This is a genomic window from Pacificoceanicola niger (assembly GCF_048553275.1).
Lineage (GTDB): Bacteria > Pseudomonadota > Alphaproteobacteria > Rhodobacterales > Rhodobacteraceae > Pacificoceanicola.
Genome location: NZ_JBLZMW010000013.1, coordinates 102,037 through 125,375, shown reverse-complemented (window position 1 = coordinate 125,375; position 23,339 = coordinate 102,037). Strand labels below are relative to the sequence as shown.

Here is a 23,339-nt window from a genome sequence, read left to right as displayed (position 1 = left end):
TCAGTCCCCGTCCAGCGAGTTGAACCCTTCGGTCAGGCCCAGCCTCTCTCCGATTTCGCCCTCGACAGCGTCGCGGACGAACCCGACGGATTGCGCCAGCACTTCGACCTTGAGCCTGCCCATCGGATTTTCGACGCTGGACAGATCCGGATCGTTCAGGTCACGGGCCTGGGACAGCGCGGTCTCAAACGCCTCTTCGGTCACGGGAATAGACTGATTGGCGAGCGTCCGGGCGAGTTCGCGCAGAGCGTCAAGGGAGAGGATCACGTTTTGCAAGGAGCGTCCGGAGCGCCGGGCCTCTGCGCGGTTGGGACGCGGCCGGTCGAATGTGCCAAGCGGTCGGCCAAGCCGGGTTTCCTCGGTAAACTCAAGACCGGCGAGCAGCGCTGTGTAGAGACGCTGACTTGCTTCCTGCGCAGTCAGGTAATCGGTGTTTCCCGGCTCTCCAGCCGTCTTGAGAACCGTGGCATAGGCCTCCCAGGCGGCATTCAATGCGGCGCCGGACCGGGCCAGATCCGAGGCAAGCGCCTGGACATAGGCGCACCGGTAGCCACTTGTCGCGTAATCGGACAGATCCGGTTCGAACAGCAGGCGTTCAAGCGCAAAGAAGCCACGTCCTGCCACGGAAACGTCAGAAAATGCCTCGGGATCGCGGGCTGCGGGATCTTGCTCGGTCACCATGTTTCCCACGGTTTTCGCCACCAATCCCCGTGTATCGGGCCAGAAGGCGATGGCCAGCGTGCGACCGTTGTCTTCGAGAGGGCCGAAGTGCAGATGCGAGACCCCCATCCACGCATCGAACGCCGCCTGATAGGCCGGACGCACCGCCGTCGCGGTGCAGTCGGCATCGGCGGCCGTTGCGAGGGCCGCGCCCGCATCCGCAAAAGTCTGAAACCGGGGCAGGATATGCGTATCGACGACCTCATCGACTCCGGCCAGGACGGGCGAAGCAATAAGGACAGAGATCAAGGCAAGGTAGCGCATGTCAGAGGCTTTCCAGATATGTGATCAACGCCGCGCGCTCTTCGGGCGGCATTTCCACGACACGGGTTCTGGCCGCTTCGGCCTCGCCGCCGTGCCATAGGATTGCTTCGAGAAGCGAACGCGCGCGTCCGTCATGCAACAGATAACTGTGTCCACTGACCTGCCGGGTCAAGCCGATTCCCCAAAGTGGTGCCGTGCGCCATTCGCGCCCGGTTGCACGGCCCTCGGGTCTGTGATCGGCAAGTCCCTCGCCCATGTCGTGCAGCAGCAGATCGGTGTAAGGCCAAATCAGCTGAAAGCTCTGCGGGCTATCATCGTTCAGACGGTGGGTGACAAACTTCGGCGTATGGCAGGCGGTGCAGCCGCTTTCGTAAAATACCTCTTTGCCCTTCAGAACCTCCGGCGACCCGGGATCGCGGCGTGCAGGCACGGCAAGATTTTGACTGTAGAAGGTGACAAGATCCAGCCCGGCCTCGTCGATCTCGGTCCCGCGACCATCGCCGTCTCCGTGCGGAGCATCGACGCAGCTTTTCTGGGTCGGCGTGCAATCCCCGGCCGGATTGGGCATCAGGGGGTTGGATATGCCGATGTCGCCGGCAAACGCATGGGCGGATTGTTCGCGGATTGTCGGCATACCGGCCTTCATTCCGAAGCGACCCAGCATCGGCGCGCCGAACTCGTCCGACCAGACGATCTGCGCCCGGCCTGAAATCCCGTCACCATCCGCGTCGTCCGGATCGGCATTTGCCAGGATGTCCTGCGCCGGGATCGCTTCGAGTAAGCCAAGCCCAATCATTTGTGGTGCGACACGGGGGCTGGTCAGCAGGTCCTCGCGCAATGGCCCGTATCCCATTCCGGAAATCGAGTAGGTCGGACGGCGCAGGGTGGCGGTCTCGCCGCCGGACAGGCTCACGGCTATAGTCTCATAGGTCACGTCCATCTGCCCTTCGACCGGGTGACCCGCGAGCGCGAGGTCCTGCAGCTGACCGCCCAGAACGGGATCAGGGCGCGTGCGCTGCACCGCCCCGTCGAGTTTCGCGAGATAGCGTTCGATGTCCGTCATTTCCGCATCGGGACCGGCGGGAACCGAGAGCCGCAGGAACATGGAGACACGGCCATCCTCGGCGTTTTCGGGTGTGTGGCCGCGGCCATCCTTCAGGTGGCATCGCTGGCAGGAGCGTGCATTGAAGAGCGGTCCCAATCCGTCGGACGCCAGTGTCGAGGAGGGGGAGGAGACCCAGAGCTTGCGAAACAGGCCGTTGCCCAGCTTGAAATCAAGTTCGTCTTCGAAGGACATGTTTGCCGAAGGCTGGGAAAATGCGTCGGCGTCGGTTCTGGCTCGCACGGTCGCGGCCCCGGCGGGATGTCCTTCGAACTGCTCTGGAGCGGAGAAATCCGATGTGGGACGGGTGACCCCGGAAATCCGGTCTGCCTCCTGGGACGTGCGCGGTTGATGGTCAAGGTGAATATCACGCAGATCGAGCGGCGCGGCACCGGCCGCGTTCGCAGCGGCAAAGGCGAGAATGCTGAGTGTGCGGTACATACGGTGGCCTTGAATTGAGACGGGGCCGCCCGCAAGAGCCGCCCCGTTACTATTGTTACTGGAAGACTGCGTTGGGGTTGTCGAGGCTGTCTGACCCTTCGAACCCGATTTGGTCGAGACCGAGGGCCGTGACCGCCCGCTCTATGGAGCGAGTCTGGGTTAGCAGCGAATCCACGGCGGACAGGATCAATTCTTCTCCTGCGTCATTGCCCTGTTCGAGCATTTGGTCGTAGGAGAAGCCGGCTTCTGCGGCGGTCTTGATCTGGGCGAGTTCGATCATTGTCTGGTTCAGATTCGCGCGCAGCTCGGTGTCAACCTCCGGCGCGACTTCGGCGACAAGCGAAGACAGGCTTTCGCCGGACACGGTCGTGCCATCCGCACGGACATAGTCCCCGAAATAGACGTTCCGGATGCCCAGGCCATCGTAATAGTGGCTGTTGTGGGTGTTGTCCGAGAAGCAATCCTGCTCTTCTTCCGGATCGTTCAGCAGCACGCCAAGCTTCATGCGCTCGCCCGCGAGCTCGCCGTAGGACAGCGATCCCATTCCGGTGAGAATGGCGACGATCCCGGCGTCCGTATCAGACAAAAGCGCGGCGCGGGAGGCTCCGGTGTCGCTCCACTGCTCCGTGATGTGTTCGAGATCGGAGATCAGAAGCTCCGTCGCCGCGGAAAGATAGCTGCTGCGGCGGTCGCAGTTGCCGTTGGTGCAGCCGTCGCCCTGTACGTAGTCCGTATAGGGTCGGTTGCCGGCGCCGTGGGCTGTTCCGTTGAGATCCTGACCCCAAAGCAGGAATTCGATTGCGTGGTAGCCGGACGCCACGTTTGCTTCGACCTCGTCGGCCTCATGCAGTGTGTTTGCGATCAGATCCGGGGTGATCGCGCTGGCGTCGATCTCGGTGCCCGAGAGGGTGAACGTCGGATTGGCAATCACGTTCAGAGCGGCGTATTCGTTTTCATCGCTCGGTCCGCCATAGCTGGTGTCGACGTAATCGATCAGGCCTTCGTCGAGGGGCCATGCGTTCACCTTGCCTTCCCAATCGTCGACGGCCGGGTTGCCGAAGCGGAACACCTCGGATTGGAGATAGGGAACGCGGGCCGCTTTCCATGCGGCGCGGGCGGCGGCGAGAGAGGCATCCGTCGGATCAGAGATCAGGGTCTCGATCGCGGCCTGCAACTCTTTTGCCTTGATCAGACTATCGCCAAAGGTCGCCTCGGCAATATCGGAATAGGTTGTGAGGACGGCGGCTTTGTCGGCAAGGGCCGGCGCGGCAAGCCCGATCAGCAGTGTGCTTGTCAAAAGTGTGCGTTTCATGGAGTCCTGTCCTTTCGTTCAACCACGACCAGCTCTGTCATGGCCAGTCTGTTGCGGCGTTGAATCGCGCTGGCTGTTTTCTGACAAAATCACTCGGACATGTCAATTCCGATAAAAAATATCAACTATTCACCCTCCTGACGGCGCGGGTTTTGGGCGGCCAGTTGGGGGCGAAATCTTCGGGCGATCCCGGCAGATCAGTGCTCGCTGGCGCTTCGTCCCCTGAGCAGATACTCGTAAAGCAAGAGAAACAAGGACATCACACCAATGACTGACGACAGACGAAGCCCGTTTCGCGATGCGCATCTGGACATGGATACCGCAGGTCACGTGCCTGTCACGCCGCAGACGCAATCGCCCAGTTACCGTCTGGCTTTTGCAGATGACGATTTTCTGTGCCGCGATGAGTTGCGTCCGGTCCGGTTGCAACTGGAATTGCTCAAGTTCGACATGTTGCTCGATCAGCATCAGATCGACCAGACCATCGTCCTGTTCGGTGGTGCGCGCATCCCGTCACCGGATCAGAAAGACAAAGCCCGCACCAAGACGCTGGCAGAGCTGTCGCACTTCTACGACGAAGCCCGCAGTTTCGCACGGATCATGACGCGCAAGTCGAAGGCGACGGGAAACCGTGACTACGTCATCTGCACCGGTGGCGGACCGGGCGTCATGGAGGCTGGCAATCGCGGGGCGGAAGACGAAGGCGGCGTGTCCATCGGTCTGAACATCGTCCTGCCGCACGAGCAGGCGCCGAACCCCTATGTCACCCCGGATCTTGCGTTCAACTTTCACTACTTTGCCATCCGCAAGATGCACTTCCTGATGCGCGCGCGGGCGATTTGCGTGTTCCCGGGGGGCTTTGGGACGTTGGACGAGATGTTCGAAGCGCTCACCCTGATCCAGACCGGGCGCATGAAACCGGTGCCGTTCCTGCTGTTTGGCCGCGCATTTTGGGAGAGCATTATCAATTGGGATGCCCTGTCAGAGGCGGGCACGATCAGCGACCAGGACCTGGGATTGTTCAAGTTCGTCGAAACCGCTGAAGAGGCCGCCGACGTCATCGAAAACTGGAGCCCCACCCCGGCGCGCAAGGATATCCCGGGCCGTTGAACGCAAATCGCGCAGCGATGATCGGTCGCTGCGCGGGTTTCACATTAGCCGATTTGCCGTCCTCAGGTGTTTTGCGCGGCTTCCTGCATTTCACCTTGTTCCACCCAACGGGAAATCACGCCGTGCGCCATGGCCGCGTCTCGTGTCTCCACGGCCAGGCGAAGATCCTTGACCGCGGTGGCGATCTCGAATTCCGACAGGCAGCCTTCTTGCGCACGCAGGATCTTGGCGTGCGGTGTCGTCAGCATGTCCGGAGAAATCAGCAGCTCTTCATGCAGCTTTTCGCCGGGGCGCAGTCCAGTTACCTTGATCTCGATATCCCCCTGAGGATTCTCGGCGTCCTTCACTGTGAACCCGGCGCCTTCGATCATCTGGCGCGCCAGTTTCTTGATCGGAACCGGATCACCCATATCAAGCACGAAGACATCGCCACCCCGTGCAAAGGACCCGGCCAAGAGCACCAGGCGAGCAGCTTCGGAGATTGTCATGAAGTAGCGGGTTACGTCGCCGTGGGTAAGGGTCACTGGACCCCCGCGCGCGATCTGCTCTTCAAAAAGCGGAATGACGGAGCCGGACGAGCCGAGTACATTGCCGAAACGCACCATGGAGAACCGCGTTGCCGTGCTGCGCGTGGCGAGGTCCTGCACCAGCATCTCGGCCAGCCGCTTGGACGCGCCCATGACGTTGGTGGGACGCACTGCCTTGTCGGACGAGACAAGGATAAAGCGGTCCACGCCGCAATCCCGCGCCGCATCGGCCAGCACCTTCGTCCCCAACACGTTGTTGTTCAGCCCTGCCAGGGGATTGATCTCGACCAGCGGCAAATGCTTGTACGCGGCAGCGTGAAGAACCACGTCGATCTTGTGCTCCAGCATCACGTCGCGCATCAGGCCGTCGTTCAAGATCGAGGCCAGCACGGGAACAATCGTCAGATTCGCGCTGATATCGCGCAACTCTTTTTCGATGGTGTAAAGCGCCAGTTCGGAATGATCGACAAGGACAATGCACTCCGGCTTGCAGGCGATGAGCTGTCGGCAAAGCTCAGACCCGATCGAGCCACCGGCACCAGAGACGAGAATACGGCGATCCGTATACGCGTGGCTGACACCCGGCAATTCGTTTTCAAGCCGATTGCGACCCAACAGGTCATCAAGACAAACCGGCGTGACGCGCGCTTCCAGTTCGCCTTTTCCAACGAGTTCGGCAAAGGAGGGCAGGGCATGGACTTCGCAGCCGATGCTGCGCACACGATGGGCAATCCGGGCCAGCTGAGGCGTGCGCATGGATGGCATTGCCAGCACGACACGGTCGATATCTTTTTCGACAATGAGGTCCTTGATCCGGGCCGGGGCGTAGACCCGTAGGCCGGAGATCGTCGCGCTTTGCAGTGTCGGGTTGTCGTCGATGAAGCCGACGGCCTGAATGGCGTTGTCCTGACGCAGGGCGGCGACCAGCTGTTGCCCGGTCTGACCTGCACCGTAGATCAACACGCGCATCCGCGTCTTCCCGCGGCGGTAGATTTCCAACGTCACCTGCAACAGACCAACGCGCCATGTCGCGGCGAGCACAAGTAGGACAAGCGAGAAGATAAGGAACACGCCGACTGGCAGGGCACCGCCGAGGGCGGCGTCCATCACGATCCCGACCACGCCGAGCATCCCGGCGTAAGCGCCGGTTCTGATCATGCCCCGGGCTTCGTAGGCCGCCAGCTTCACGGCCGGCAGGCCGAGCCACCACGAAATACCCGCCCCCGAAACGATGAGCCCGACCACCAGCAGGAGCTGTTGTGAAAGCGTTGCGTAGTTGGCTTGAACCGATGCCTCGAGCGCGATGGCCATGAAAAACGCGACTGGAATGAAAACAGCGTCGATGACAGTAAATACGATCTGTTTCTGTCGACGCGAAAGGGCCGTCACTATTTCGTAGAACATCCGCCGTAAGTCCCCTGTGGCGACCGCTCTGCAGGCGTTTGGCCACTGTTTTTATCGTTGAGCAGTCACGCACACTGCTGGTTGCGATCACCCGCCAGAGGGGTATCTGCGTCGTCGACACCTATCTAGAGGAATGCCCATTTATGAAGCAAGTCTTCTATTTCTGCAGGTGCAAATTCAGGCGGATTTCCACCGGGTTCTGAGCATTTTTGCATCAATTTGCCTTACGTCCCGGGCGTACAGGGCAATTTCGCAACGAAAAGGGTTCACAGGTTGCCAAAGCGTTAAGCAAATCGGTGCTCTGCAAACTGGCTCTTTATCCTGCGGCGTCTAGACTGTATCAGCGCGCCAGCCGAGCGGACATTCTTGTCTGCTTGAGGACAGGAACCTGATGGAGGGCCAAATGGGCTACAAGGTCGTCGTTGTGGGCGCCACGGGCAACGTGGGTCGTGAAATGCTGAATATCCTCGCTGAGCGCGAGTTCCCTGTGGACGAGATCGCCGTACTGGCGTCCCGTCGTTCATTGGGAACTGAAGTGAGCTTTGGCGACAAGACACTCAAGACACAAGACCTGGCCGCCTTCGATTTTACCGGCTGGGATATGGCACTCTTCGCTGTGGGCTCCGGCCCCACAAAGGAGTATGCCCCCAAGGCTGCAAGCCAAGGTTGCGTCGTGATCGACAATTCGTCGCTCTACCGCTACGATCCGGATGTGCCGCTGATCGTGCCGGAAGTGAACGCGGATGCGATCATGGGCTACACCAAGAAGAACATCATCGCGAACCCGAACTGCTCCACCGCGCAGATGGTTGTCGCGCTCAAGCCGCTGCACGACCGCGCAACGATCAAGCGCGTCGTTGTGTCGACCTACCAGTCGGTCTCCGGCTCCGGCAAGGAAGGCATGGATGAGCTGTGGGAGCAGACCAAGGCGGTCTACAACCCGGTCAAGGACGTGCCGCCGTCGAAGTTCCCCAAGGAGATCGCCTTCAACGTCATTCCACACATCGACGTGTTTCTCGATGACGGATCGACCAAGGAAGAGTGGAAGATGGTCGCCGAGACCAAGAAGATCGTTGATCCCAAGATCAAGGTGACTGCGACCTGTGTGCGCGTGCCGGTCTTTGTCGGGCACTCCGAAGCGATCAATATCGAGACCGAGGACTTCCTCGACGAAGATGAGGCGCGCGATATCCTGCGCGAAGCACCGGGAATTGTGGTGATCGACAAGCGCGAGGACGGCGGCTACGTGACGCCGAAGGAATGCGTCGGAGATTTCGCCACGTTCATCAGCCGGATTCGTCAGGACTCCACGATCGATAACGGCCTTAACCTATGGTGCGTATCTGACAACCTGCGGAAAGGCGCGGCCTTGAACGCGGTCCAGATCGCCGAACTGCTTGGGCAGAAAGCTCTGAAGAAAGGCTGAGACGCCAGCTTCATTTGACTGTTGCGAAGGGACGGTGCAGGGGGCTGCATCGTCCTTTCTGCATTCTTAAGCGTCGTACGCTTGGTATAGGTCGCGCACTCCGCCTGAACCGTCGCCTATCCGCCCTGTCACTGGCGCATGGCCGGTGTTCTGTTGTATACCGTTCTTACCGGCAGGCAACTGCCGCTCTCATCGTCAGAACGGCGATTTGGAAAGGCAGTCGGATCGACCCCCGACATGCCTGAGGAAATCTCAAAACCCTATTATCTCGGGCGCGGCGTGCTCACGCACTCTCTCACTCTCTCCGCCGCCGCGCCAAACGGACTTGCCCGCACAGGCATCCGGCACATTGCGAAGCCTCGCGAAGGTCAGCCAGTGCCAGTGCGGGTAACGCGCCAAAGGTTAAGAGATTGTTGCGTGATCGAGCGCAATAGAGGTGAATTGGCCGCATTTTTGCCTTTTTCTGCTGCAAAGCTGAAGAGTACAGGCAAGGAGATGAGCGATGCGCCATCAAACCGACGACAATGCGGGCTGGAACAGGGCAGCGGCACAAACAGGGTTGCCCGCGCCGAAAGACTGCGAAACGTTGCTCCTGCTACGCGGATTTCTGACACCGATCTTTGAGGCAGCCATCAGTTGGAAGGATCTCGCCTCCCGGCTTGCCAAAAAGGGATATGGCATCGCGTTCCGTGAAGGGCATCTGGTCATCTTGAATGAAGCTGGACAGAGCTTGTGTACCGGAAGCGCCTTTGGCGTACCGCTCCGAACGCTTTCCGCCCGCCTTGGCAGGCCCCGTGTGCGCGCCTCGGCGGACGGCCACAGGGGCGAACTGCATTAGCTCAGACCGGCTTGAAGATACCGGAGTCGGGGTCGAGATATTCGAGCCCGCCTTCTCCGATGTCCGTCCAGAGACCGTGCATCGACAGGGATCCATCCGCCACGGCCGATTCGACGAAGGGGAAGGTCATGAGGTTCTGAATGGAGACGATCACGGCCTCTTTCTCCAACGCGCGGGCCGCGACCTCCGGAGATGCGTCTTTGAGGCGCTGATACCCGGGACGCAGAATATCCATCCACCGACCAACGAATGACGTGCTTTCTTCAAGCTCCGGCGCATGGCCCTCGCACATGTCCAGGCACCCCTGCACGCCGCCGCATTGGGAATGGCCCAGCACGATCACATGCGCGACCTTCAGAGCGGTGACGGCGAACTCGACCGCTGCGCTGGTGCCGTGCTGATTGCCATCGGGCTCATAGGGCGGCACGAGGTTCGCGATGTTGCGGTGAATGAAGAACTCTCCCTGATCCGCGCCGAAAATCGACGTGACGTGCACGCGCGAGTCGCAGCAGGAGATGACCATGGCGCGCGGGCGCTGTCCCTCATTGGCGAGGCGGCGATACCATGCGCTGTTCTCGGAATAGTTCGTTGCCTTCCAACCGTGGTAGCGCTGAACGAGGTATCCGGGCAGTGGGCGAACGGGGTGCATGGGTGTTCTCCGAGTGTTTCTCGACAAATCCACGCAGCGATACTCGGAATTCAAAGCGAATTCGAGAGAAAAGACCGGCCCGGGCTAAGGATTTGAGAAGGCTTGCGGTGCATCTTGCAACAGCCGTGGGGGCCAACCGAATGGGGTGAGATGTGAAAGACGTAACCTATCTGGCACCGGCCGAGCAACCGCGTGTCGAGCAGCGCCAGATCGAAACACTGCGCAATGACCTTGGTTTGAACGCGGCCGAGGATGTTGTTTGTCGCGCAATGGAGGAACTTGCGCATCGGCTTTGCCAGCTTCAGGAGCAATCAATCAATGGACCGCGCGAGGAATTGCACAAAGGCTTGCGGGCGCTTGGCGCAATCGCGGATCAGATCGGCCTGCAAAGCCTGTCGAAGGTGGCGCGGGACGTCATGATCTGCATCGAATTCGGTGATGGTGTTGCAGAGGCGGCAACCATCGCACGACTGGTGCGCATGGGAGAGAGCTCGCTTGCCATGCTTTGGGATCTTCAGGAGTTTTCGGTCTGAACCCTTGCAGTCGCCACATGCCGGGATAGGCTGTGGCGCAACTGAAAGAGGATGACCAATGCCCTTGAATTTTGCCGCACCGGAGGCTGCCAGCCTTCCGCTTTACGTGCTGGAACCGCAATCCCTTGAAGCCTGGCTCTCGGACCAGACTGAAAGGACTCGCGCTTGGGTTGCGGCGAGCGGATTTTCCGGAGCGATTGGATCGGTTCTCATGCTGCCGGGCGAGGATGGCGCGCCGGTCGCGGCCCTGGCTGGATATGGCACAGCGGCGCAGCGGGCCCGGCAACGATTTGTTCTCGCCGCTGCGGCAACGGCGCTGGCGCCGGGGACTTACCGTCTCGCCAATGAACTGCCGGACGATCGCCTTGAAACCGAGGCGCTTGGATGGCTTCTGGCCGGGTATGGCTTCTCGCGTTACCGCGACAACACCCCCTCCTGCGCAAGTCTGCTTGCGCCGGAAGGCGTGGACGCCAATCGGGTGCAGGTCTTGGCAAATTCCGAGTCCCTGACCCGCGATCTGGTCAACACTCCGGCCGCTGACATGGGGCCAGAGGCGCTTGAGCATGTAGCCCGCGATCTGGCCGAGGCGCATGGCGCCGAGATTTCCGTGACCACGGGAGAGGCGCTGCTTGAGGCCAACTTCCCGATGATCCATGCCGTCGGTCGGGCCGCGACCCAGGCGCCGCGTCTGATCGACATGCGTTGGGGGAGCACGGGTCCGACGCTCACCCTTGTGGGCAAAGGCGTCTGTTTCGACACCGGCGGCCTGAACCTCAAGCCCGGGGCGTCCATGGGCTTGATGAAAAAGGACATGGGCGGCGCGGCAAACACGCTCGGCCTCGCGCGGATGATCATGGCTTTGGAGCTGAACGTCCAACTGCGCGTCTTGATCCCGGCGGTCGAAAACTCCGTTTCAGGCAACAGCTTCCGCCCGCAGGATATACTGACGGCGCGCAATGGCATGACCGTTGAAATCAACAACACGGACGCCGAAGGGCGTCTGGTTCTGGCGGATGCGCTCGCCTTCGGAGCAGAGGAAGCGCCGGACGTGATGGTGTCGATGGCGACGTTGACGGGCGCTGCGCGGGTGGCTGTTGGGCCGGATCTTGCGCCGTTCTTTACCGATGACGAGGGCTTTGCCACGGCCCTGAGCGCGGCCGGGCCGGGCGCCGCCGATCCGGTCTGGCGGCTGCCGTTCCATGAGCCTTACGAGGCGATGATCGAACCGGGCATCGCCGATCTCGACAATGCGCCGAAGGGCGGCTTTGGTGGTGCCATCACCGCGGCGCTGTTCTTGCGGCGCTTTACAACGGGCGCGAAATCCTACGCGCATTTTGACATCTATTCATGGCAGCCAACGCCCGCGCCGGGCCGCAGCAAAGGCGGGTTGATGCAGGGGCCGCGCGCGATCCTCGGTGCTTTGCCCGGCGTTCTGGACCTCTGATGGATCGCCGGACGACGCCGTTCAACGGCCGCGTCGCGCACGTGTCCTTGGAGGGAAAGGTTGCGGCAGAGCGGTTCGTCGAGGGCGCGCCTGCCGTCGCGAACCGGGCGACGGTTGATCTCTTCGCGGCAGAGCAGCGAACAGGCGCGATGGACCGGCAGCTGCTTCTCGGCGAAGCGGTGCGCGTGATCGAGGACCGAAACGGAAGCGCTTTTGTTTTCAGCGACAAGGATGGCTATTGTGGCTGGGTTTCGGCCTGTCAGCTTGCTCCGATTGGCGCGTTTGCCGCAAGCCACGCGGTTTCTGCACGGCAAACGCATGCTTATCTCAAGCCCGACTTCAAACAGACGCAGCGCAGCCTGGGATTGCCCATGGGGGCGCGGGTGCATGTTATTGAGCAGAACGGTCGGTGGGTGCGGGTGGGCATGCCCGGGTCAGGCGTTGGCGAGCAGGGCGACCTGGAGAGATATGTTCCCGCCGCTCACCTGCGCCCGTTGACGCAGCCGGAGAGCGATCCGGTCGCTGTCGCAGAGCGGCTTCTCGACACGCCCTATCTTTGGGGTGGTAACTCCAGTTTCGGGATTGATTGTTCGGGCCTCGTTCAGATCGGATGCACACTCTGCGGTATTCCTTGCCCCGGTGACAGCGACATGCAGGAACGGGCGTTGGGAGAGACTCTGCCGCCAGACACGCCGCCGAAGCGCGGTGATCTGATGTTCTGGAAGGGGCATGTGGCCTGGATTGTCGACGCGGAGACGCTTTTGCATGCAAACGTGCATCATATGGCGGTGGCTTATGAGCCGATTGCACAGGCGGTTGACCGCATTCGCGCGCAGGGCGACGGTGAGGTGACACGCCACGCACGCCTGACCTGACAAGGAGCCCATCATGTCCTCCGACCCATTCTTTCACCCGGTTTCCGGTTTTGATCTGCCGCGCTTTGCCGGTGTGCCGACCTTCATGCGGTTGCCGTATCTGCCTCCGGATCACGTGCGCCTCGGGGAGGTGGATATCGGTCTCGTCGGTGTTCCATGGGATTCGGGCACAACCAATCGCCCCGGTCCGCGCCACGGCCCGCGCCAGCTGCGCGATGCCTCGACAATGATCCGCGCGCAGCACGGTGAAACCGGTGTGCGCCCGTTCGAGATGGCCGCCTGTGCCGACCTTGGCGATGTCGGGCCGAACCCCGCGGATATACAGGACTCGATGGCGCGGATTACGGCATTCTATGATAGCCTTGTGCAACAGGGTATCCGACCGCTGACTGCCGGGGGCGATCATCTGACCTCGTTGCCGGTACTCCGGGCGCTCGCCAAGGATGGTCCGCTGGGCATGATCCATTTCGACAGCCATACGGATCTGTTCCACTCTTACTTTGGTGGCACGATGTACACGCATGGAACCCCGTTCCGCCGCGCCGTGGAGGAGGAGCTGCTTGACCCGAAGCGCATGATCCAGATTGGCATTCGCGGTACGATGTACGACAGCGAGGATCGTGACTTTGCCGAAAGCGTTGGAATCCGCATTGTCCCTATCGAAGAGTTTTTCGACCGGGGCGTCGCTGATGTGATGGCGGAAGCCCGGGGCGTCGTTGGGGATCTGCCGACCTATGTCAGCTATGACATCGACTTTGTCGATCCGACGTTTGCGCCGGGCACGGGCACACCGGAAGTGGGTGGCCCAAACAGCTTTCAGGCGCTTCAGGTCTGCCGGGAGTTGTACGGCGTCACCATCGCGGGGGCGGACCTTGTCGAAGTCTCGCCGCCGTTCGATGCATCCGGGGGAACCGCGTTCCTCGGTGCATCGATCATGTTCGAGTTGCTGTGTGCGATGGTCGCGGATTGAGTGTCGTGACGCGCGGAGAAGGTCTGTCCTCTATCAGTCAAACAGGCCCTCGGGCGGATCCGCCACAATGCGCCCTGACGTCAGGTCCACAGTCGGCACGATCGCCTGCGTGAAGGGCAGCAGCACCGTGGTGCTCTTGCCGGGAACAATCAATTCGAGCAAGTCGGCGGCGCCGTGGTTCTGGACGGATTTGACCTCGCCAAGCGCCGCGCCTCCGGTGTCAAAGACGGACAGGCCGATCAGGTCGGCGTGATAGAATTCGTCATCCGGCAGCTGGGGCAGGCGGTCGCGCGGAGCAAAGAGCCGCGTGCCTTTCTGGGCGTCGGCCTCTTCCTTCGTCCCGACGCCAGTCATCCGCGCGGCAAAGCCGCCCTTGATTTCGCGTGTGATTTGAAGGTCATAGCTGCCGCTACCGTCCTCAAGACTGAGTGGCGTATAATCGGCAATGGCCAGGGGATCGGCGGTGAAGCTTTTGAGGCGGACTTCTCCATGGACCCCGAAAGCTCCGGAAATCACGCCGACACAGATCAGATCACTCATGTGTCACCCTTCAATGGCCCCATTGGCCGGATCAAGCGCAGAGCAAATGCTGCCCGGCAGCCACTGGCCCCCAAGGGCGATGCAGCGGTCGGCCTGCGCGTTGCGTTCGAAAAGCATGCCCGCAACAAAGGCAATCAGCAACAGGACAAACAGGCGGATCAAGCGCATTCTCGCCTCATGTTACAAGATGCCCCGGCAGCCAGGTGGGCTGACCGCCGGGGCGGGCACTGGAAGCAGGATTACTCTTCCGATGCCGCTTCTTCAGCCGGTGCCTCGGCAGCGGCGGCTGCCTTGGCGGCCTTTTCTTCAGCGCGGTCCTGCGCCTTCTTGCCGGGAACCGCTTTCTTGGGGTTGTTACGCTCGGTCTTCTCTTTCACGCCAGCGGCTTCGAGGAAGCGCGCGACGCGGTCGGTGGTCTGAGCGCCTTGGCCGATCCAGTACTGAATGCGCTCGACATCCATCTGCACGCGGTCTTCGCTGTCTTTCGGCAGAAGCGGGTTGTAGGTGCCCAGCTTCTCGATGAAGCGGCCATCGCGCGGCATACGGCTGTCAGCCGCAACAATGCGATAGAAGGGGCGTTTCTTGGAGCCGCCACGGGCGAGACGAATTTTGATAGCCATTTGAGTTTCTCCTTTGGAATGGCGTGTCAGACGGGGTTTGGGAGCCGCCTAGGATTGGTGGAGTTCGTGGTGCTTGATGACTTCCTGAATGACGAAATTCAGGAATTTCTTGGCAAATTCCGGGTCGAGATCGGCCTGGGTTGCCAGATCCTGGAGCCGCGCGATTTGGTTTTCCTCGCGGGCGGGGTCGGATGGCGGGAGGTCGTGCTGTGCCTTGAGGACACCCACGGCCTGCGTGTGCTTGAACCGTTCGGCCAGCGTAAAGACAAGGATCGCGTCCAGCCGGTCAATGCTGTCGCGGTGCCCTTTCAGAAGCGCGGCGGCGCGTGTGACGACGTCTTCAGTCAATTGCAAAGCCTTTCGGTTTGAACAGTGGGTCCTGATAATGGGCGATTTCCATGGCTATGCCATGGCCCGTCTGCCCCTGCAGTTGGTTCGGTGTCGGATGGCGATAGACCGCGTCGTTGCCGTCAACGGTCGGCGCCGCGTGATCCTTGGTGCAGCCAAGACGCTCGGCCAGCCGGATCGAATCTAGGTTCTTCGGGTCGATGTAGCTGACGGCGGTTTCCCAGCCGAGATCATGGTAGACATAGCGCCGCACCCGGTCGGTGGCTTCGAGGGCATAGCCCTTGCCCGCTTTGTCCGGCCAAATGATCCAGGCGATCTCGCGCTCCGGCCATTTTGCCGGAAACCAGCCGCCCGCCATGCCGACCGTCTCGCCGGTGTCCTTCAGGTGGACCATCCACATGCCAAAGCCGCGGATTTCCCAGTGGCCTATCTCGGAGGCATAGAGCATCCATGTCTCATAGGCATTGAGCGGCCCGCCCATGAAGCGCGAGCGATAGGAGGCGAACGTCGCCTTGAAGGCGGCATAGTCCTGCGGCTCGGGGCCACGCAGGACAAGCCGTTTGGTTTCCAGAACGGGGATGCTGGTGTTTGCCATCAGTGCCCCCCTTCTGCAGCATGGTGCCGGAAAACCATCGTATCACCATCGAGCAAGGCTTCGGCGGTGGTGTCACGGCGCGCCCCGACCCGCTCCATCAATCGAATGCACCGCACATTGTCAGGCGCAACATTGGAGACGACGCTGGTCCATTTCAGCGCCGAAAAGGCATGATCGCGGGCTGCCTCAAGCGCTTCTTGGGCATAGCCCTGGCCTTCGGCCTCCTCGCTGAGGAAGATGCCAAGCTCGGCTTCCGGATCGTCCCATTCATAGCCCAGAAGCACGAACCCCGCCGAGGGTGTCGTCAGCGCATCAATCGTCCAAAGGCCATGACCGTGCAACAGCCAGAGCGCCGTATAATTCGTGAACTCCTGCCATGCCTCTTCGCGGGTGTACGGACCACCCATGAGAATGGAGCGATCGCTTTCGTAGATCTTGGCGTAGGTCTTGAAGTCATAGACCCGGGGGCCGCGCAGTTGCAGGCGCCGGGTGTCGATCACCGGCACCTTGCCGCACAGGCGCGCAGCGGCGCGGGCGCCGGGGCCGGGCTGGTGCTGTTCGCAGGGCGCGGGGGCGATCTTGTTCATGCCAAGGCCTCCGGACCGGGGTGCCGCCAGAGCTCGTCCTCGCCCATGTTCTCGTTCTCGTAGGTGCGTTCGTAGACCGCGCCCATGCGCGCCGCGAGCGCCTTGGAGCGCGCGTTGGACGGAACGATGTTGGACGTCAGCGTGGTAAACCCGAGGTCCTCATAGGCGTAACGGCGGACCCGGCATGCTGCTTCATAAGCAATGCCTTTGCCTTCAAAGCCGTCAAACACCACATAGCCAACTTCCGGCTCTGGCCAGGATTCGGGGTTCCAGATGCCGCTGATCCCGGCGGGCTGACCGGTCGCCTTGTCCTCGATCACGAAATAGCCATAGCCGTGCCAATGCCAGTGACCGACATTCAAGGCGAACCACCGCCACGCTTCGCCGCGCTGCGGGATGTGTCCGAACCCTTCGCTGCGCAGCGGATCACCCAGGAAGGCGATGACGGCTTCGGCGTCGGCCCTCTCCGGGCCGCGCAGGATCAGCCGATCGGTTTCGAGTCGGGGAGCAAAGGGGACGAGGCTCATGCGTAGGCCTCCGGAGCGCCATCGGTATCCGGTGCATGGCGGTAGACAACGGTCTCTTTGGAGGTTTCTCCATTAGGCAACGCCGCCGCGGAGTCCATCACCGCGCCAAGACGCTCAGCGAGGGCGATCGACCGCGCATTCTTCGGGTGAATGTAGGAGACGAGGGTTTCAAAGCCTTGAGCCCACGCCCAATGCAGCGCGGCGGTCGCGGCTTCAGAGGCATAGCCTTTGCCCTCGGCACTCTCGAAGAAGAGCCAGCCGATTTCAGTCTCGGGGAAATGCGGCGGTCGGGTGATTGCGACTTGTCCGACAAAGTCTCCGCCCTTGGTGTCCACGGCCCAGCCGCCATGGCCCATCAGATCCCAGCTGCCGACCTCGCTGGCAAACCCATACCAAAAATGGCTTTCGTTCTGCGGCGCGTCGACATACTCCGCCCGGTCGCTCCGGAAAAACTCCCAGAACGGAGCCATGTCGCTCAGGACATGGGGGCGCAGCGTCAGGCGCGGAGTATGCAGAACAGGCGCGGGCATTTACTTCTTCTTGCCGAAACCCGACAGGCCCGGAGGCAGGGCCGCGCCGCCGCCAAGGCCGGGGATCTTGCCGCCCATACCCATCTGCTTGGCCGCCGCTTCGAGCGCCTTCGGGTCCATCTGCGATGGGTCCATACCGGCCATATCCGCAGGCATGCCGCCTTTTCCGAACATGCCTTTCATGGCCTGTTTCAACATGCCGCCTTTGCCCATTTTGCCCATCTTCTTCATCATGTCGGACATCTGGCGCTGCATTTTCAGCAGTTTGTTGAGATCCGAGACCTCCATGCCGGCACCGGCCGCGATCCGCTTCTTGCGGCTGGCCTGAAGAAGCTGGGGATTGGCGCGCTCCTTCTTGGTCATGGACTGGATCAGGGCGATCTGCTGTTTGAGCATCTTGTCATCAAGGCCCGAATCGCCGACCTGCTTGGCCATTTTGCCCATGCCGGGCATCATCTGCATCATGCCCTCCATGCCGCCCATCTTGATCATCTGTTCAAGCTGCATTTTCAGGTCGTTCATGTTGAACTGACCCTTCTGGAAGCGCCGCATCATGCGCTCGGCCTGCTCGACCTCCAGCGTTTGCTGCGCCTTCTCGACGAGGGAGACAATGTCACCCATGCCAAGGATGCGGCCCGCGACACGGTCCGGCTCGAAGGTTTCGAGCGCGTCCATCTTTTCGCCAAGGCCAACGAATTTGATCGGCTTGCCGGTCACGGCGCGCATCGAGAGCGCCGCACCACCGCGTCCGTCACCGTCCATCCGGGTCAGGACCACGCCGGAAATGCCGATCCGCTCGTCAAAGTTTTCCGCCGTATGCACCGCATCCTGACCGGTCAGGCCGTCAACGACAAGCAGCGTCTCGCGCGGGTTCGCCACGTCGCGCACCGCTTCGACCTGCGCCATCAGCTCTTCGTCGATGGACAAACGGCCAGCGGTATCGAGCATGTAGACGTCATAGCCGCCAAGACCGGCCTGCGTCTTTGCCCGCCTGGCAATCGCCACGGGGTCTTCGCCCTTCACGATCGGCAGGGTGTCGACCCCGATCTGGGTGCCGAGAATGGCCAGCTGCTCCATGGCGGCGGGGCGGTTTACGTCAAGCGAGGCCATAAGGACTTTCTTGCCGTCGCGCTCCTTCAGCCGCTTGGCGAGCTTGGCCGTGGTGGTTGTCTTTCCGCCGCCCTGCAGGCCGACCATCAGGATCGGCGCCGGAGGCGAATCAATGCGCAACGTTCCGGGCTCGCCCTCGCCGGCCAAGACGGCGATCAGCTCGTCATGAACAATCTTGACGACCTGCTGACCGGGGGTCACGGACTTGGTTACCGCTTGACCGGTCGCCTTTTTTTCAACCGATTTGATGAAATTTCTTGCAACGGGAAGCGAGACGTCTGCTTCCAAAAGGGCAACACGCACCTCGCGCAGGGCGATTTTTACATCGTCGGCTGACAGCGCGCCCTGTTTGGTGAGCCGGTCGAAGACACCGCCAAGGCGATCGGAAAGATTCTCAAACATGAGGGATGCCCCTCCTTTTCTGATCCTGGTGCGCCTCAGATAAGACCGCGCCGCGTGCTTCTCAAACCCAGACAGGCAAATCCGGACGCTGCGCCGAGACCGGTGCAGTGCGCTGCCTTGCGTTCAGGCCTGACAGGCCAATGGCAAAACAGCAAACGCCCCCGTGGGCGCAACGCGCTGACGGAGGGCGATCCCGGGCAAAGCCCATGGGACCGGAAGCAGATGACACTCCCGGAGGTTGCCTGCGGATTAAGCGGGCTTGGCGCGAGAGTCAAGTTTCAAGTGGATGCATGCGAAAAGGCAGGGCAGGAGAGGCATTTTCAAGGAACCGTGTAAAAGGTGATGCACTATGAGAACAATTTTGCCGGTCGTTGCGGAGACGCTGGCAATCAGAGTTTTACTTTTGTATTTTTATGTGGAAGTTGCTAGCTTGGCGACCAAACGTCTCGAATGGAGTTTACAATGAACAAGTTTATCCTGGCGACCGCAGCGGTCGCACTGTCCGCAACGACCGCTTTCGCGGGCAGCTATGGCGACGCTGTCGAAACCGACGATGACCCATACGTCCCGGTTGAAATGGCAGCGGCCAGCTCGTCCGCTCCGGGTGTTGCAACCGCAGCAGCTGTCCTCGGCGGCGTTGTCGTGGTTGGCGCTCTGGCAAACGGCGGCGGCGGCGGCCAAGGCGCGTCGACCACCGGCACAACCGGCGGAACCGCAGCTCAGTAATTCAGGCTTACGCCTTGTAATAGTGGGTGTCGGGCCATTGGTCTGGCATCTGTGCATGCCGGGGATTTCCGATCCCCGGCATTTCTTGTTTCGCCCGGACGTCCTCGCAAGCCGAGACGCATCGAGTTTTTCGGTGCTTGTCATTCCGGCGGGACGGTGGCGGTATAGCGGTCCGATCACACATTCGCCGAGGCTGGCCATATGAACAATTGGGACGAGGTGCGAACCGCCTTTCACGTGGCGCGACAAGGTACTGTCAGCGGCGCTGCCGAGACGCTGGGCGTGCACCATGCAACCGTGATTCGGCATATCGATGCACTGGAACAACGGCTGGGTGTGAAGCTGTTTCAGCGCCATGCCCGTGGCTATACGGCAACGGAGGCCGGGCAGGATCTTCTGCGCGTCGCCAAAACAACGGACGAACAGTTTCACCAGCTCGAAGGCCGCATCAAGGGGCGCGGCAGCGATGTTTCCGGTGAATTGCTTGTGACATCGCTCGTTGCCTTCGCGCCCCTCATGGTCGGCGCGTTGACGTCCTTTCGCGAAAAATACCCGGATGTGACCGTCCGCTATCTGACAGATGACCGTGTGTTCCGCCTGGAGTACGGCGAGGCGCATGTCGCCCTGCGCGCCGGCAAACAGCCGCAAGAACCGGACAACGTCGTCCAGGCGTTCGTCGGACAGGAAATCGCCCTCTACGCCAGTCAAGCCTACATCGAGCGGCACGGCTGCCCCGAGACGGAAGCCGATCTGTCCGAACACTTCTTTGTCTGTCACGACGATATCGGAAACCGCGCGCCATTCCATCTGTGGTTGTGGAGCACCGTTCCGCACGAGCGGGTCGTATTCCGCACAACTGACAGCCGGGTCACCGAGCGCGCGGTTCTGGATGGCGCGGGCATCGGGTTCCTGGGGGTACGGGAGGCGGCGATGTATCCGGATCTGGTGCAGGTGCTCCCGCCACGTGAAGAGTGGTCTTCGCCTTTGTGGCTTGTCACACATGTCGATCTGCATCGTACTGCGAAGGTTCAGGCGTTTCTCGGGCATTTGAAAGACGTTGTCGGCGGATGCCCGGAGCGCTGAGCGAGGCGGGCAAAGGCCACCTTGCCATGCTTTGCTTTTCGGCGCTGGTCGCGGGGAGCTTTTCGCTCGGCGGTATGGCTGCGCCGTTCATTGATCCGGCCGCGATGAATGCGGTGCGCTTCGCCATCGGGGCGAGCGCAATGTGGGCGCTTGCTGCGATCAACGGTGGCATTAAGCGCCCCGTGTTTGCCGCTCCCTGGCGCTATGTGCTGCTAGCCGGACTTTTTGCCTTCTATTTCGTCATGATGTTCGAAGGGCTCCAGACCGCCGAACCGGTGAGCATGGCGGCGGTCTTCACGCTCAATCCGGCTTTGACGGCGGTCTTCGGGTATTTGGTCGTGCGGCAGGTGACAACGCCGTGGATGGCTCTGGCCATTGCTGTCGGGGCTGCCGGGGCGCTTTGGGTGATTTTCGACGGAAGCTGGACGGCGTTGCGGTTGTTCGAGATCGGGCGCGGCGAGGCGATCTATTTCTGGGGCTGCCTTGGCCACGCGCTCTATTCGCCACTGCTGCGCAAGCTGAGCCGTGGCGAGCCGGGGTCGGGGTTCAACGCTGCAATCCTGACGGCGGGGGCCTTGCTGCTGGCGCTCTGGGCATGGCGGGACATCCTTGCCACCGATTGGGCGGCTTTGCCGGGCATCGTCTGGGTGACTTTGCTCTACGTGGCGCTGGCCGCGACAGCGCTTACCTTTCTCATCCTGCGCTTTGCCACTTTGCGCCTGCCCTCTGCAAAGGTCATGGCTTACAGTTATCTGACACCCTCTTGGGTGATCTTGTGGGAAATGGCGCTGGGGCAAGGTATGCCGCAGGCGATGGTATTGCCGGGCGTGGCGCTCACGGCGGCGGCGTTGTTGATGCTCTTGAGGGAGTGAAGAGGCACGGCTTGCCGTGATCAGCGATCCTCTGCACGCTCCGGCAGTTCCTGCGCCAGAAATCGCTCGAAGTCATCCAGGTTGACCGGCTCGAACTGGCCAAACCCCTGCATCCAGACCGAGGCCGACTTGAGCGCGTCGGGCTCAAGCTTGCACCACTTCAATCGACCGCGCTTTTCCTGACTGATGAGGCCCGCAGCCGCGAGAATCCCGAGGTGTTTGGAGATGGCGGCCAGGGACATGTCGAAAGGCTCGGCAACATCCGTTACGGCCATGTCGTCTTCCAGCAGCATCGACAGGATGCGGCGGCGGGTGCTGTCGGCCAGGGCGGCAAAAACCGTGTCGAGAGGTGCGCTCATGGCGTTCATAAGGCGGCTTCGATGGAGGGCGTCAAGGGCTGCATGCCAAAACTCAACCAAACCGTTGAATATTCATTTCGCGGCATGGGCGACCATGGAGAACCTGCGGCAGAATGACGACGCGGTGTCTGATGTCATGAAAGTCTTTGTATTACAGAGGCTTATACTCGTTCTAACGGGTCTTAACAGCATGTTGACTCGGAGGGCCTCAGAGCTTAGCAAGCCTCAACTCTCTGAGTGAGGTGTTCTACGTGAGCGATGACGATCCGAAGGACAAGCTGAGAGCGCTGGATGAGCGTATCAAAGCGGTCAAAAGGGCCGAAGCGGGCACGAAGGCGCATCAGGAAGAGCACTACAGTCAGGCCAACATGGCGTGGCGCATGGTGACGGAAATGGTGGCCGGTCTCGGGATCGGCTTTGGCATCGGGTACGGGCTCGACCGTGTGCTTGGAACCACGCCGTTTCTCATGGTGGTGTTTACATTGCTGGGGATCGCCGCGGGCATCAACGTGATGTTGCGCACCGCGAAGGAGTTCCAGGCGAAGGACATGGCCGCTCAGGCCGCGAATGATCTGGCCGGTTCGGTCAAGGACGATACAGGGGCCGCCCGACCGGGGGTCAACGAAGGGGACAAAAATGGCGACTGAGACGCAAGGCGCAGAAGCAGCAGCAGAAGACAGCAGCCTGGTTTTCCACCCGATGGACCAGTTCATCGTCAAGCCGCTGTTCGGCGACGGCCCTGTGGGCGCCTTCACCATCACAAACGTCACGCTGTGGCTGTTCCTGGCGATCTTGGCGATCATCGGTCTCATGGTCATCGGCACGTCGCGCCGCGCGGTTGTGCCGACCCGCAGCCAGTCCATCGCCGAACTTGCCTACGGCTTTGTCTACAAGATGGTCGAGGACGTCACCGGCAAGGACGGTCTGAAGTATTTCCCCTACATCATGACCCTGTTCCTGTTCATCGTGGCGGCCAACTTCCTTGGCCTTCTGCCGATGTCTTTCACCACGACCTCGCATTTTGCCGTGACTGTGGTGCTGGCACTGGCCGTTTTCCTGACGGTGACCATTCTTGGCTTTGTGAAGAACGGCGCGTCTTTCCTGGGGCTGTTCTGGGTCGCCTCCGCACCGCTCGCGCTGCGCCCGATCCTGGCGATTATCGAACTGATTTCCTACTTTGTGCGCCCCGTCAGTCACTCCATTCGTCTTGCCGGTAACGTCATGGCCGGTCACGCGGTGATCAAGGTGTTCGCGGGCTTTGCCGCGGTCGCTGCGATCTCGCCGCTATCGGTTGTCGCGATCACCGCAATGTACGGCCTTGAGGTCCTCGTGGCCTTCATTCAGGCCTATGTCTTCACGATCCTGACGTGCGTGTACCTCAAGGACGCACTGCATCCGCATCACTAAGGACGGTGGGCCACTCAG

The 23,339-nt window shown here is 61.2% G+C and carries 27 protein-coding genes; 12 read left to right on the top strand and 15 right to left on the bottom strand.

Features of this window, described 5'->3' with window-relative positions; translation table 11 throughout:
• Genes ACN2XU_RS16475 through ACN2XU_RS16465 form a run of 3 tightly spaced genes read right to left on the bottom strand, consistent with a single transcriptional unit; the run spans nucleotide 1 to nucleotide 3,839 of the window.
• A complete protein-coding gene (locus ACN2XU_RS16475) occupies nucleotides 1-984 on the bottom strand; it encodes an imelysin family protein (RefSeq protein WP_419411547.1) in 984 nt (327 codons plus the stop codon).
• A gap of 1 nt (nucleotide 985) precedes the next feature.
• Nucleotides 986-2,527 (bottom strand): di-heme oxidoreductase family protein, encoded by a 1,542-nt coding sequence (locus tag ACN2XU_RS16470; RefSeq protein WP_419411546.1) that lies wholly within the window; start codon nucleotides 2,525-2,527, stop codon nucleotides 986-988.
• 55 nt (nucleotides 2,528-2,582) lie between these two features.
• On the bottom strand, nucleotides 2,583-3,839 hold the full coding sequence (locus ACN2XU_RS16465) for an imelysin family protein (RefSeq protein WP_419411545.1): 1,257 nt from the start codon (nucleotides 3,837-3,839) through the stop codon (nucleotides 2,583-2,585).
• Between the two features lie 267 nt (nucleotides 3,840-4,106).
• Here ACN2XU_RS16465 and ACN2XU_RS16460 point away from each other — a divergent pair, with 267 nt between their 5' ends.
• Nucleotides 4,107-4,949: an LOG family protein gene (locus ACN2XU_RS16460; protein WP_419411544.1), complete on the top strand. Its 843-nt coding sequence runs from the start codon at nucleotides 4,107-4,109 to the stop codon at nucleotides 4,947-4,949.
• Nucleotides 4,950-5,011: 62 nt separating this feature from the next.
• Here ACN2XU_RS16460 and ACN2XU_RS16455 read toward each other — a convergent pair whose 3' ends face one another.
• Complete coding sequence (locus ACN2XU_RS16455; RefSeq protein WP_419411543.1) at nucleotides 5,012-6,880, bottom strand: polysaccharide biosynthesis protein; 1,869 nt, start codon at nucleotides 6,878-6,880, stop codon at nucleotides 5,012-5,014.
• 403 nt (nucleotides 6,881-7,283) lie between these two features.
• Between ACN2XU_RS16455 and ACN2XU_RS16450 the strand changes: the two genes are divergently transcribed.
• Together ACN2XU_RS16450 and ACN2XU_RS16445 are read left to right on the top strand one after the other, a co-directional pair.
• A complete protein-coding gene (locus ACN2XU_RS16450; RefSeq protein ID WP_419411573.1) occupies nucleotides 7,284-8,306 on the top strand; it encodes an aspartate-semialdehyde dehydrogenase in 1,023 nt (340 codons plus the stop codon).
• 417 nt (nucleotides 8,307-8,723) lie between these two features.
• Nucleotides 8,724-8,930, top strand: a complete 207-nt coding sequence (locus ACN2XU_RS16445; protein ID WP_419411542.1) for a hypothetical protein — start codon at nucleotides 8,724-8,726, stop codon at nucleotides 8,928-8,930.
• Between the two features lie 215 nt (nucleotides 8,931-9,145).
• Here ACN2XU_RS16445 and ACN2XU_RS16440 read toward each other — a convergent pair whose 3' ends face one another.
• Nucleotides 9,146-9,793 carry a carbonic anhydrase gene (locus tag ACN2XU_RS16440; RefSeq protein ID WP_419411541.1) on the bottom strand — a complete coding sequence of 216 codons (648 nt, stop codon included), beginning with the start codon at nucleotides 9,791-9,793 and terminating at the stop codon, nucleotides 9,146-9,148.
• 152 nt (nucleotides 9,794-9,945) lie between these two features.
• Between ACN2XU_RS16440 and ACN2XU_RS16435 the strand changes: the two genes are divergently transcribed.
• The 4 genes from ACN2XU_RS16435 to speB are packed head-to-tail and all read left to right on the top strand — an operon-like array spanning nucleotide 9,946 to nucleotide 13,615.
• Nucleotides 9,946-10,326, top strand: a complete 381-nt coding sequence (locus ACN2XU_RS16435; RefSeq protein ID WP_419411540.1) for a hypothetical protein — start codon at nucleotides 9,946-9,948, stop codon at nucleotides 10,324-10,326.
• Between the two features lie 58 nt (nucleotides 10,327-10,384).
• Nucleotides 10,385-11,770, top strand: a complete 1,386-nt coding sequence (locus ACN2XU_RS16430; protein WP_419411539.1) for a leucyl aminopeptidase family protein — start codon at nucleotides 10,385-10,387, stop codon at nucleotides 11,768-11,770.
• Nucleotides 11,770-12,645 carry a C40 family peptidase gene (locus tag ACN2XU_RS16425; protein ID WP_419411538.1) on the top strand — a complete coding sequence of 292 codons (876 nt, stop codon included), beginning with the start codon at nucleotides 11,770-11,772 and terminating at the stop codon, nucleotides 12,643-12,645. Before ACN2XU_RS16430 ends, ACN2XU_RS16425 begins: the two co-directional genes overlap by 1 nt.
• 13 nt (nucleotides 12,646-12,658) lie before the next feature.
• Nucleotides 12,659-13,615, top strand: a complete 957-nt coding sequence (gene speB / locus ACN2XU_RS16420; protein ID WP_419411537.1) for an agmatinase — start codon at nucleotides 12,659-12,661, stop codon at nucleotides 13,613-13,615.
• 33 nt (nucleotides 13,616-13,648) lie between these two features.
• Here the strand turns inward: speB and rimM are convergent, their stop codons facing one another.
• From rimM to ffh, 9 genes are all read right to left on the bottom strand, one after another.
• Nucleotides 13,649-14,155 (bottom strand): ribosome maturation factor RimM, encoded by a 507-nt coding sequence (gene rimM / locus ACN2XU_RS16415; protein WP_419411536.1) that lies wholly within the window; start codon nucleotides 14,153-14,155, stop codon nucleotides 13,649-13,651.
• A gap of 3 nt (nucleotides 14,156-14,158) precedes the next feature.
• Nucleotides 14,159-14,323: a hypothetical protein gene (locus ACN2XU_RS16410; protein ID WP_419411535.1), complete on the bottom strand. Its 165-nt coding sequence runs from the start codon at nucleotides 14,321-14,323 to the stop codon at nucleotides 14,159-14,161.
• 71 nt (nucleotides 14,324-14,394) lie between these two features.
• Complete coding sequence (rpsP, locus tag ACN2XU_RS16405) at nucleotides 14,395-14,775, bottom strand: 30S ribosomal protein S16 (RefSeq protein WP_419411534.1); 381 nt, start codon at nucleotides 14,773-14,775, stop codon at nucleotides 14,395-14,397.
• Nucleotides 14,776-14,823: 48 nt separating this feature from the next.
• Nucleotides 14,824-15,123 carry a chorismate mutase gene (locus ACN2XU_RS16400; protein WP_419411533.1) on the bottom strand — a complete coding sequence of 100 codons (300 nt, stop codon included), beginning with the start codon at nucleotides 15,121-15,123 and terminating at the stop codon, nucleotides 14,824-14,826.
• Nucleotides 15,116-15,718, bottom strand: a complete 603-nt coding sequence (locus ACN2XU_RS16395; RefSeq protein ID WP_419411532.1) for a GNAT family N-acetyltransferase — start codon at nucleotides 15,716-15,718, stop codon at nucleotides 15,116-15,118. The genes ACN2XU_RS16400 and ACN2XU_RS16395 overlap by 8 nt, the downstream gene beginning before the upstream one ends.
• The gene (locus ACN2XU_RS16390; protein ID WP_419411531.1) at nucleotides 15,718-16,305 is read right to left on the bottom strand and encodes a GNAT family N-acetyltransferase; all 588 of its coding nucleotides are present in this window, start codon (nucleotides 16,303-16,305) and stop codon (nucleotides 15,718-15,720) included. Before ACN2XU_RS16390 ends, ACN2XU_RS16395 begins: the two co-directional genes overlap by 1 nt.
• Nucleotides 16,302-16,832 carry a GNAT family N-acetyltransferase gene (locus ACN2XU_RS16385; protein ID WP_419411530.1) on the bottom strand — a complete coding sequence of 177 codons (531 nt, stop codon included), beginning with the start codon at nucleotides 16,830-16,832 and terminating at the stop codon, nucleotides 16,302-16,304. Before ACN2XU_RS16385 ends, ACN2XU_RS16390 begins: the two co-directional genes overlap by 4 nt.
• Nucleotides 16,829-17,362, bottom strand: coding sequence for a GNAT family N-acetyltransferase (locus ACN2XU_RS16380; protein ID WP_419411529.1), 534 nt, complete (start codon nucleotides 17,360-17,362; stop codon nucleotides 16,829-16,831). The genes ACN2XU_RS16385 and ACN2XU_RS16380 overlap by 4 nt, the downstream gene beginning before the upstream one ends.
• Nucleotides 17,363-18,874, bottom strand: coding sequence for a signal recognition particle protein (ffh, locus tag ACN2XU_RS16375; RefSeq protein WP_419411528.1), 1,512 nt, complete (start codon nucleotides 18,872-18,874; stop codon nucleotides 17,363-17,365).
• 462 nt (nucleotides 18,875-19,336) lie between these two features.
• On the opposite strand from ffh, the gene ACN2XU_RS16370 reads away from it, so the two are divergent.
• The 3 genes from ACN2XU_RS16370 to ACN2XU_RS16360 all read left to right on the top strand — a co-directional run bounded on the left by ACN2XU_RS16370 (nucleotide 19,337) and on the right by ACN2XU_RS16360 (nucleotide 21,555).
• Nucleotides 19,337-19,600 carry a hypothetical protein gene (locus ACN2XU_RS16370; RefSeq protein WP_419411527.1) on the top strand — a complete coding sequence of 88 codons (264 nt, stop codon included), beginning with the start codon at nucleotides 19,337-19,339 and terminating at the stop codon, nucleotides 19,598-19,600.
• A 201-nt stretch (nucleotides 19,601-19,801) separates the two neighbouring features.
• Nucleotides 19,802-20,683 (top strand): LysR family transcriptional regulator, encoded by an 882-nt coding sequence (locus ACN2XU_RS16365; protein WP_419411526.1) that lies wholly within the window; start codon nucleotides 19,802-19,804, stop codon nucleotides 20,681-20,683.
• On the top strand, nucleotides 20,668-21,555 hold the full coding sequence (locus tag ACN2XU_RS16360) for a DMT family transporter (RefSeq protein ID WP_419411525.1): 888 nt from the start codon (nucleotides 20,668-20,670) through the stop codon (nucleotides 21,553-21,555). Before ACN2XU_RS16365 ends, ACN2XU_RS16360 begins: the two co-directional genes overlap by 16 nt.
• Before the next feature lie 20 nt (nucleotides 21,556-21,575).
• Here the strand turns inward: ACN2XU_RS16360 and ACN2XU_RS16355 are convergent, their stop codons facing one another.
• The gene (locus ACN2XU_RS16355; protein WP_419411524.1) at nucleotides 21,576-21,914 is read right to left on the bottom strand and encodes an ArsR/SmtB family transcription factor; all 339 of its coding nucleotides are present in this window, start codon (nucleotides 21,912-21,914) and stop codon (nucleotides 21,576-21,578) included.
• Between the two features lie 251 nt (nucleotides 21,915-22,165).
• Here ACN2XU_RS16355 and ACN2XU_RS16350 point away from each other — a divergent pair, with 251 nt between their 5' ends.
• Nucleotides 22,166-22,561: an AtpZ/AtpI family protein gene (locus ACN2XU_RS16350; RefSeq protein ID WP_419411523.1), complete on the top strand. Its 396-nt coding sequence runs from the start codon at nucleotides 22,166-22,168 to the stop codon at nucleotides 22,559-22,561.
• Nucleotides 22,551-23,321: a F0F1 ATP synthase subunit A gene (locus tag ACN2XU_RS16345; protein ID WP_419411522.1), complete on the top strand. Its 771-nt coding sequence runs from the start codon at nucleotides 22,551-22,553 to the stop codon at nucleotides 23,319-23,321. Before ACN2XU_RS16350 ends, ACN2XU_RS16345 begins: the two co-directional genes overlap by 11 nt.
• Nucleotides 23,322-23,339 lie beyond the last annotated feature (18 nt).